Origin of the sequence: Microvirga soli, assembly GCF_016734765.1 — a bacterium.
Classification (GTDB): Bacteria; Pseudomonadota; Alphaproteobacteria; order Rhizobiales; family Beijerinckiaceae; genus Microvirga; species Microvirga soli.
In genome coordinates, this window is record NZ_JAERQE010000035.1 from 38,302 (window position 1) to 45,787 (window position 7,486).

A 7,486-nucleotide genomic window follows, 5' to 3' on the forward strand; every position below is an offset into this window, starting at 1 on the left:
GAACATGATGAAAAGGATGATGACGGCCGCGCTCATGTCGGCCATGCTGGCAGGAATGCCCGTTGCGGCTCAGAACATCAAGACCACCAAGATCGTCGATAAGCCGCTTGAACTGACAGTCCACATGCACTTTCGCGACAAGTACGTGTGGAACGACGAGTGGCCCGTGGCCAAGGAACTGACCCGCCTCACGGGGATCAAGTTGAAAAACGTGGCTTCGAAAGCTACCACCCTCAGCCGGGAGGCATTCAATCTCCTGATGGCGTCGGGCAACCTTCCGGACATCGTCGCGGGCAACGAGCTCCGGCACGATTTTGTGCGCTACGGGATGGAGGGAGCTTTCCAATCCCTCAACGAGCTCATCGACCAGCATGCCCCTAACCTGAAGCGCTTCCTCGCTCAGAACGAGCAGGTGCGCAAGGCTATCACGGCGCCGGATGGCAACATCTACTGGATCCCCTATGTGCCTGACGGCAAATATGCCCGCGGCTGGTTCATCCGCTACGACTGGCTGGAGAAGCTCGGGCTTCAGCCGCCGCAAACCGTGGATGAGCTCTACACGGTGCTCAAGGCCTTCCGCGAAAAAGACCCGAATGGCAATGGACAGAAGGACGAGGTGCCGATCTTCATCCGCGAGCCCGACACCGAGCTGCAGCGTCTCGTGGTTCTCTGGGATGGACGATCCAGTGGGTCGGACGCTCAGCACGACTTCTACATCGACGACGGCAAGGTCAAGCACCCCTATACCGGTGACAACTACAAGACTGGCATCCGCAACATCGCCAAATGGTATGCGGAAGGCCTCATCGACAAGGAGGTCTATACCCGCCGCGCCCGCGCCCGTGAAGCTCTCCTCGGTGCCAACCAAGGCGGCATGACCTACGATTGGTTCGCCTCGACCGCCAGCTACAACACCAGCCTCAAGGACAAAGTGCCAAGCCTGAAGTTCCTGGCGATCGCACCGCCGGCTAGCGCCTCCGGTAAGCGCATCAACGAGAACCGCCGCGCCCGTCTGCGGCCAGACGGCTGGGCGATCACGGTCGCCAACAAGCACCCTGTCGAAACCATCAAGCTCTTCGACTTCTACTTCACGCCGCAGGGGCGCCTTCTTTCGAACTTCGGCGTCGAGGGACAGCACTACGACATGGTCGATGGCAAGCCGCGCTACAAGCCGGAGATCCTGAAAGCCAAGGCGCCGGTGAATGCGCAGATGTGGGACATCGGCGCGCAGATTCCGATCGGATTTTGGCAGGACTACGAGTATGAGCGCCAATGGACCAACGAGGACGCGCTGAAGGGCATCGAGCTCTATGACAAGGGCAACTACCTGATCGACGAATTCCTCGGCGTGAGCATGACAACGGACGAGCGTCAGGTCTTCGACCGTCACATGCCCAATATCCAAACATTCATGATCGAGCAAATGCAGGCCTGGATTCTGGGCTCGCGGGATGTGGACAAGGACTGGGAGACCTACAACGCCCAACTAAAGAAGCTCGGCTTGGATCAGGTTCTCGCCGTGATGCAGAAAGCCTACGACCGTCAATATCGCTGAACGCCTGCCGCCAGCCTCTGGGCTGGCGGCCCCTCACCATCGGATCCGCCATCATGTCGACCAGCGTCTATTCCCATTCAGCCGCCAAGCAGCGCATCCTCGACCAGCCAAAGGCCAGCGCGCTGACGGTAAAATACAGGCCGGACGCCGAGACGATCTATGAGAACCCGCCGCGGTTCGTGTGGCTTCCCACCTTGGACGAAGGATCCCGGTACGTTCTGAAAGTGACGGAGGGCGGCCGTGCGGACGGCAAGCCCCTCTTCATCTACGACGACCTACACAGAAATTTCTTCACGCCGGATCACGCCTATGCTCCGGGCGAGTATTCGTGGGCCTACGCCATCTGGGATCCCGATCAGGGCGCTCCCGCAAGCGCTTGGAGCGAGGGCCGCTGTTTCACCGTGCCGGTTGATCTGACGGCTGTTCCACTTCCATCCCGGATGGACCGGGCAAAAGCCGCCAGCCCGGCGCATCCCCGGCTCTGGCTCAGCTCCGACAAGGTCTCGGCTTTCGCCGCGGCCTTGAAGGAAAACCCGGATCATTCCGGATTTCAGAATTTCTATGCCCGTTCGGTCAAGCCGTGGATCGACCGCCCGATCATGGCGGAACCTGCGCCCTACCCCAACAACAAGCGGGTCGCATCTCTGTGGCGGCAGATGTACATCGACTGCCAGGAAGTTATCTACGCCATCCGGCACCTCGCCATCGCGGGCCGGCTACTGGAGGACGATCACCTTCTGGAGCGTGCGAAGTCATGGCTTCTGACGGTTGCCGACTGGGACGTGCTCGGACCGACCTCCCGCGCCTACAACGACGAGGCCGCGTTCCGCGTGGCGAGCGCCCTCGCATGGGGGTATGACTGGCTTTACGACCGTCTCGATGCCCGCGAGCGAGAACTCGTCCGCGCAGCACTCCTAGTAAGGACCCGTGAAATTGCTGATCACGTCATCGGCCATGCCCGCATCCACATCTTCCCTTATGACAGTCATGCCGTGCGGGCGCTGTCGGCTGTCCTGACACCCTGCTGCATTGCTCTGCTCAACGACGAGGAGGAGGTCCAGGACTGGCTCGACTACACAGTCGAGTATCTGTCTAGCATCTACTCCCCGTGGGGCGCCGAGGACGGCGGCTGGGCGGAAGGCCCGCATTATTGGACGACCGGGATGGCCTATCTGCTCGAAGCGGCCGGCCTCATCCGCAATTACTACGGCGTTGACATTCTCCAGCGAGCCTTTTTCCAGGCAACCGGCAACTTCCCTCTCTACACCAAAGCGCCGGGCGTGCGCCGCACCTGCTTCGGCGATGATTCCACCATGGGCGATCCGCCGAGCCTGAAGACCGGCTACAACATGCGCCACTTCGCCGGAGCGACAGGCAACGGCCATTATCAGTGGTATTTCGAGCAGGTGAAGCGCGACGATCCAGGTACCGAGGATCTGTTCTATAATTACGGCTGGTGGGACTTCGCCTTCGAGGATCTGCAATACGCCCATGATCTCACCGCGGTCGATGCCAAGCAGCCGACGGATCTCCCGCTGCTGCAAGTCTTTCACGACATCGGCTGGGTTGCCCTCCAGAAGGACATGAGCGATCCGGCACGCCACCTTCAGTTCGTCTTCAAGAGCAGTCCGTACGGCTCCCTGAGCCACAGCCACGGTGATCAGAACGCGTTCCTGCTGCGCGCTTTCGGCGAGGATCTGGCTATTCAGGGCGGCTATTACGTAGCGTTCAATTCCTCCATGCATCGTTTGTGGCGCCGCCAGACGCGCTCGAAGAACGCCATCCTGATCGGCGGCAAGGGTCAATACGCTGAGCGCGACAAAGCACTGGGCAAAGCAGCCTCAGGCAGGATTCTCGCAGTCAAGCAGGATGATACCAGCATCTTCATGAGCGGGGACGCCACCTTCGCCTACCGGTCCGTCAATCCCGCGGTGAGGTTGGTGCAACGGGACGTGCATTTTGTGCGCGAGCGCTACTTCGTGATCGTTGATCGGGTCTCGCTCGACGAGCCGGAGCCGATCTCGTTCCTGTTCCACACCGAGAACGAGATGGAGATCGGCGGCCAGACCTTCCGGGTGACCGGCAAGCAGGCAGGCCTGTACGGCCACTTCGTCTTCAGCAGTGCTGGAAAGCCAGTTCTCCGGCAGCACCAGGGGTTTCCGGACGTCGATCCGGCGGAGATCGAAGGCCTCCCACTGCAATGTCATCTTGCCGCCGAGGTGCCCCCTGCCCGGCAGCACAACCTAGTGACGTTGCTCGTGCCTTATGCTCTCAACGAACCGGCCCGCGTCTTGCACTTCATCGATGATCAGGGTTTCAGCACAGATATCTACTTCGTGGACGAGAACGATCGGGAGTTCTCCGTGGCGCTGCCAAAGGACTTTTGAACAAGCGGAGAAGACTCCGGATGTCTGCAACGAATCAGGTGGCGTCGTTGCCCTGCCTTTCAGGAAAGTCCGGTGTTCTTTTGTTGAGCGGACGTTTCTTGTGCCTCAGTCCGGTGCCACCCGCGCCCTTTCCTGGTTCACAGATATCAATTTCACCTGATACTGTCTCCGCAACAGACCCTGATCTCCGGAGTAGATCCTGAGAGGGTGGCAACGACCGAAGGCTCGACGATGGCAAAAATCGATGTGATGACTGCGGCCCGATGTGAGGGGTCCGACTATCCGGCGCCGTACGATCTGCCCTGCCGCGATCGGGTTCGGCGGGCCTTGGGTGATGCTGCCGGGCTGACCCAGTTCGGGGTCAACCTGCTGCACTTGCCGCCAAGCGCATGGTCGTCGCAGCGACACTGGCATTCGGCCGAGGACGAGTTCGTGTGGGTCCTGGAAGGCGAGGTCGTTCTCATCACAGAAGGTGGTGAGGAGATCCTGCGCGCCGGGGATTGCGCCGGCTTCAAGGCTGGGGATCCGAACGGTCACCACCTGCAAAACCTCTCCGATCAGCCTGCCCTGATCCTGGAGGTAGGGTCACGCCGCCCCGATGAGGATGTCGCCGAGTATCCGGACGTTGATCTGCGCTACAGCACGGCGGCCGGGGACATCCACAAGGATGGGACGCCCTACTGACCTTCCTATCAGCACCGCAATGTCTCTTGCCGCGTCGTTAGCGGACCTTCGTTCCACTTCTGCCTCATGCCAATAGGCGACCTTGGCGCCACCCCAATGTTGCGGCAAGGGCGAGTATGATCTTGATATCTCAGGGCCGGCACCAGCCCTGCTGATCAACTCGGTGTGGCGTGCCAGCGCTTTGAGCGATTCCTCAAACGCTACTCCCAGCGTGAAGGCTGCTGCCCTCCGGGCTCAACTCTGATTGCTTGATGCGAGCTCCAAATGCTGTTGCGCCCACATCGCCGCCTGGGTCCGGTTGGCGACCTTCACCTTGCGCAAAATGGCTTTGATGTGCACCTTGACGGTTGCTTCAGCCACCCCGAGGTCCCGCGCAATCAGCTTGTTCGAGGCTCCTCGGGTCAGGCAGTGGAGGATCTGGGCCTCCCGCTTCGACAGATTGCCCATTCCCTCGGGTATATTAGGGGCGGGCGCAGCTTGCCCGTCGCAAAGCTGCGGGCGCAGTCCCTGCTTGAGCAGCTCAAAGCTGACTGAAGCCGGGAGGAATGTCTCGCCAAGCATCACCAGCTCCAAAGCCTTGAGCAACGCGGGCTGGGGCATGGCGGCTGGGCAGAGCCCGTTCAGGCCAGCGGCGCAAAGGCGTACCACGGCCTGAGGCACCAGGTGATCAGCGAGAACGACCACCTTGGCAAATGGGTATTGCGCCTTCAGCTTCTCAATCGCTTCCTCATAGACAGGCGCTGCGAGGCTCTCGCACAGGAGGATGAGCACCGGCGTCTCATCGACGATCGCCGGGAACGCGGACAAACCGTCGAAAGTCTCAGCCGCCACCGCAAACGGTGTATCTGCCAAGATATAGCTGATGCCGGTGCGTAATAGGGTGTTGCGGCAGACCAGAAAGGTGGTCACATGATCGAAAGGAGCATGAACAAGTGGACCGATCTGCGTTTCGTAGATGATCTCTTGGTCCATGTGTTCGCCCCCTTGATGCTCAAAATGATGACGTCCTACGCACTTCGGTCGCGTTCATCGGCTATAACCGAGCAAGATCCTTGGCAAGCTCCACCAAGGCCGTATATCTGCTGATCCAAGAAGGTTCGGGTATCACATTGAGATCACGCTCAACTATCCTTGGCAGCGTGCGTTCAATCCAGAAGCATATTGATAAGGTGCTGCGAGCACATCACACATACTTGGAGTAAGATGAACAGCGGCTGACGGGCGCGTTTGATGTCATTCATCTTCGAAAGCTGTTGCTGACCTCCGATGTATGCTGAAGCTGGGCTTTGAGCGTCCTTGATGACAACCCCAAGAAATCGGTTTGCCACAAGGAAGCCACGCTCTAGGATGAGCATGTCTTAGATTGCATGAATTTGTAGGAGAACGGCATGTTGTCGGTATCCCTTTGCGCGTCGAGAACTGCACTCATCTCTTGTCTGCTGCTATGGGGACCTGCGGCGGTCGCGCAAGCGAACCCGGCCTGGGTCGATCCGGTTGTCCGCCCGGGTGACATTGCCGCCCCCGAACTTGCTGCACCACCTGAAGCTGCTCGGCCACCCGTTCAAGCTGCGTGGGAGAGCGATCGGAAGGCCCTGAGTGCGCAAGCTGCCCAAGCTCTAGCTGCCGACTATCTTGACCTCTGGTCTGCACCAAACCGGCTGACGCTCGCTGCGGCTTCATCGTTTTATGGCTCTACCGTTACGTTTCATGGCCGTGAGCGAACGATCGGCTCTGTACTTGCCGAGAAGCGCCGATTCGCGGAGCGCTGGCCGCAACGGACTTATCAGTACCGACCGGAGACAACGATGGTAGCGTGCGAGAGTGACGGGGCGCGCTGCACAGTATGGGCCGTCTTCGACTTTTCAGCGGCTAGTTCTGGCCGAGGTCAACGCTCCCTTGGGATCGGAGAACACGAGCTTGTTGTGAGCTTATCGAGCGGCAGGCCCGTGATTGTGTCCGAGACGAGCCGGGTTCTCCATCACGGCGCAGTCCGGAACCGATGACAATCAGTGCCTAGCTAGACTGTGTTTCATGGGTCGACAGGTGTCCCTGCCGAGCTGAGCTTAGAGCGTCTTCTAAACGATGCAGACAGAGTTCGGACATTCAAGCTCGAGCTTGCGTTTCAAGCTCCCCGAGGCAAATGCCTGCTTCTGGTCCACGCTGTTATTGCGTGCATCTCACTTGCAGAGCAGGTTCTTCTCACTGACACCGACCTGAACGATCCGAGGCTTGTCCACGCCCGCGACGCCGACGTACTTGAATACCCAGTCATCAAGCTCGCGCTGCCGGGTGTCCTGAATGACAATCTTGTCCCGTCCATCGAGCAGCGCCCAGAAGGCTGAGGCTTGCGGTTGCTTGGCCGGATCACGGCTGAATGTGAAGTCGATGCCGGTGTTCGTCAGGTAGGCGTGACCGGCCGAGTCCGTGATCTAGAAGTCCTCGATAGCCGAACGGCACCGTCAAATTAACCAAGGGGTGACCGGATCGGGGCATAGGTGAGGGATGATGAAGAACTCCCGTCATCCTCGCTATGCCCGTCACCGCTTCCCGGCTGAAGTGATCAGCCATGCCGTTTGGTTGTACTTCCGGTTTCCTTTGAGTCTGCGCATGGTCGAGGGGATGCTCGCGGCACGAGGTATCCTGGTCAGCCATAAGACAGTGCGACAGTGGGCGCTGAAGTTTGGCCAGAGAATCGCCACTCAGATCCGCAGGCGTCTGCCCGCACCAGGAGACAAATGGCACCTTGATGAGGTCGTGATCAGCACTGCAGGTAGAGTCCGCGGTGGTGGTGGAAATTTGCTGACGCGCCGGGTGTTGGGATGAGGTGGTCATTGGGAGGACCGGCTATGGTGGAGTTGCT

The 7,486-nt window shown here is 59.6% G+C and carries 4 protein-coding genes and 1 pseudogene; 4 read left to right on the top strand and 1 reads right to left on the bottom strand.

Going from position 1 to position 7,486, the window contains the following annotated elements; all coding sequences use genetic code 11:
- Positions 1-4: 4 nt before the first annotated feature.
- The 3 genes from JKL45_RS22215 (at position 5) to JKL45_RS22225 (ending at position 4,626) form a co-directional block, all read left to right on the top strand.
- Positions 5-1,555 (top strand): extracellular solute-binding protein, encoded by a 1,551-nt coding sequence (locus tag JKL45_RS22215; protein ID WP_246498805.1) that lies wholly within the window; start codon positions 5-7, stop codon positions 1,553-1,555.
- 53 nt (positions 1,556-1,608) lie between these two features.
- Positions 1,609-3,942, top strand: coding sequence for a DUF4962 domain-containing protein (locus JKL45_RS22220; RefSeq protein WP_201863817.1), 2,334 nt, complete (start codon positions 1,609-1,611; stop codon positions 3,940-3,942).
- Between the two features lie 231 nt (positions 3,943-4,173).
- Positions 4,174-4,626 carry a cupin domain-containing protein gene (locus JKL45_RS22225; RefSeq protein ID WP_201863819.1) on the top strand — a complete coding sequence of 151 codons (453 nt, stop codon included), beginning with the start codon at positions 4,174-4,176 and terminating at the stop codon, positions 4,624-4,626.
- Positions 4,627-4,860: 234 nt separating this feature from the next.
- Here JKL45_RS22225 and JKL45_RS30100 read toward each other — a convergent pair whose 3' ends face one another.
- Complete coding sequence (locus JKL45_RS30100; RefSeq protein ID WP_246498806.1) at positions 4,861-5,598, bottom strand: LuxR C-terminal-related transcriptional regulator; 738 nt, start codon at positions 5,596-5,598, stop codon at positions 4,861-4,863.
- 1,533 nt (positions 5,599-7,131) lie between these two features.
- Here JKL45_RS30100 and JKL45_RS22235 point away from each other — a divergent pair.
- A pseudogene (locus JKL45_RS22235) lies at positions 7,132-7,486 on the top strand (transposase family protein); the annotation flags it as partial.

Excerpts from the sequence above, each read along its gene's own strand:
- JKL45_RS22225 (WP_201863819.1), top strand. The coding sequence starts at position 4,174 with ATGGCAAAAATCGATGTGATGACTGCGGCCCGATGTGAGGGGTCCGAC.
- JKL45_RS30100 (WP_246498806.1), bottom strand. The coding sequence starts at position 5,598 with ATGGACCAAGAGATCATCTACGAAACGCAGATCGGTCCACTTGTTCAT.
- JKL45_RS22215 (WP_246498805.1), top strand. The coding sequence starts at position 5 with ATGATGAAAAGGATGATGACGGCCGCGCTCATGTCGGCCATGCTGGCA.
- JKL45_RS22220 (WP_201863817.1), top strand. The coding sequence starts at position 1,609 with ATGTCGACCAGCGTCTATTCCCATTCAGCCGCCAAGCAGCGCATCCTC.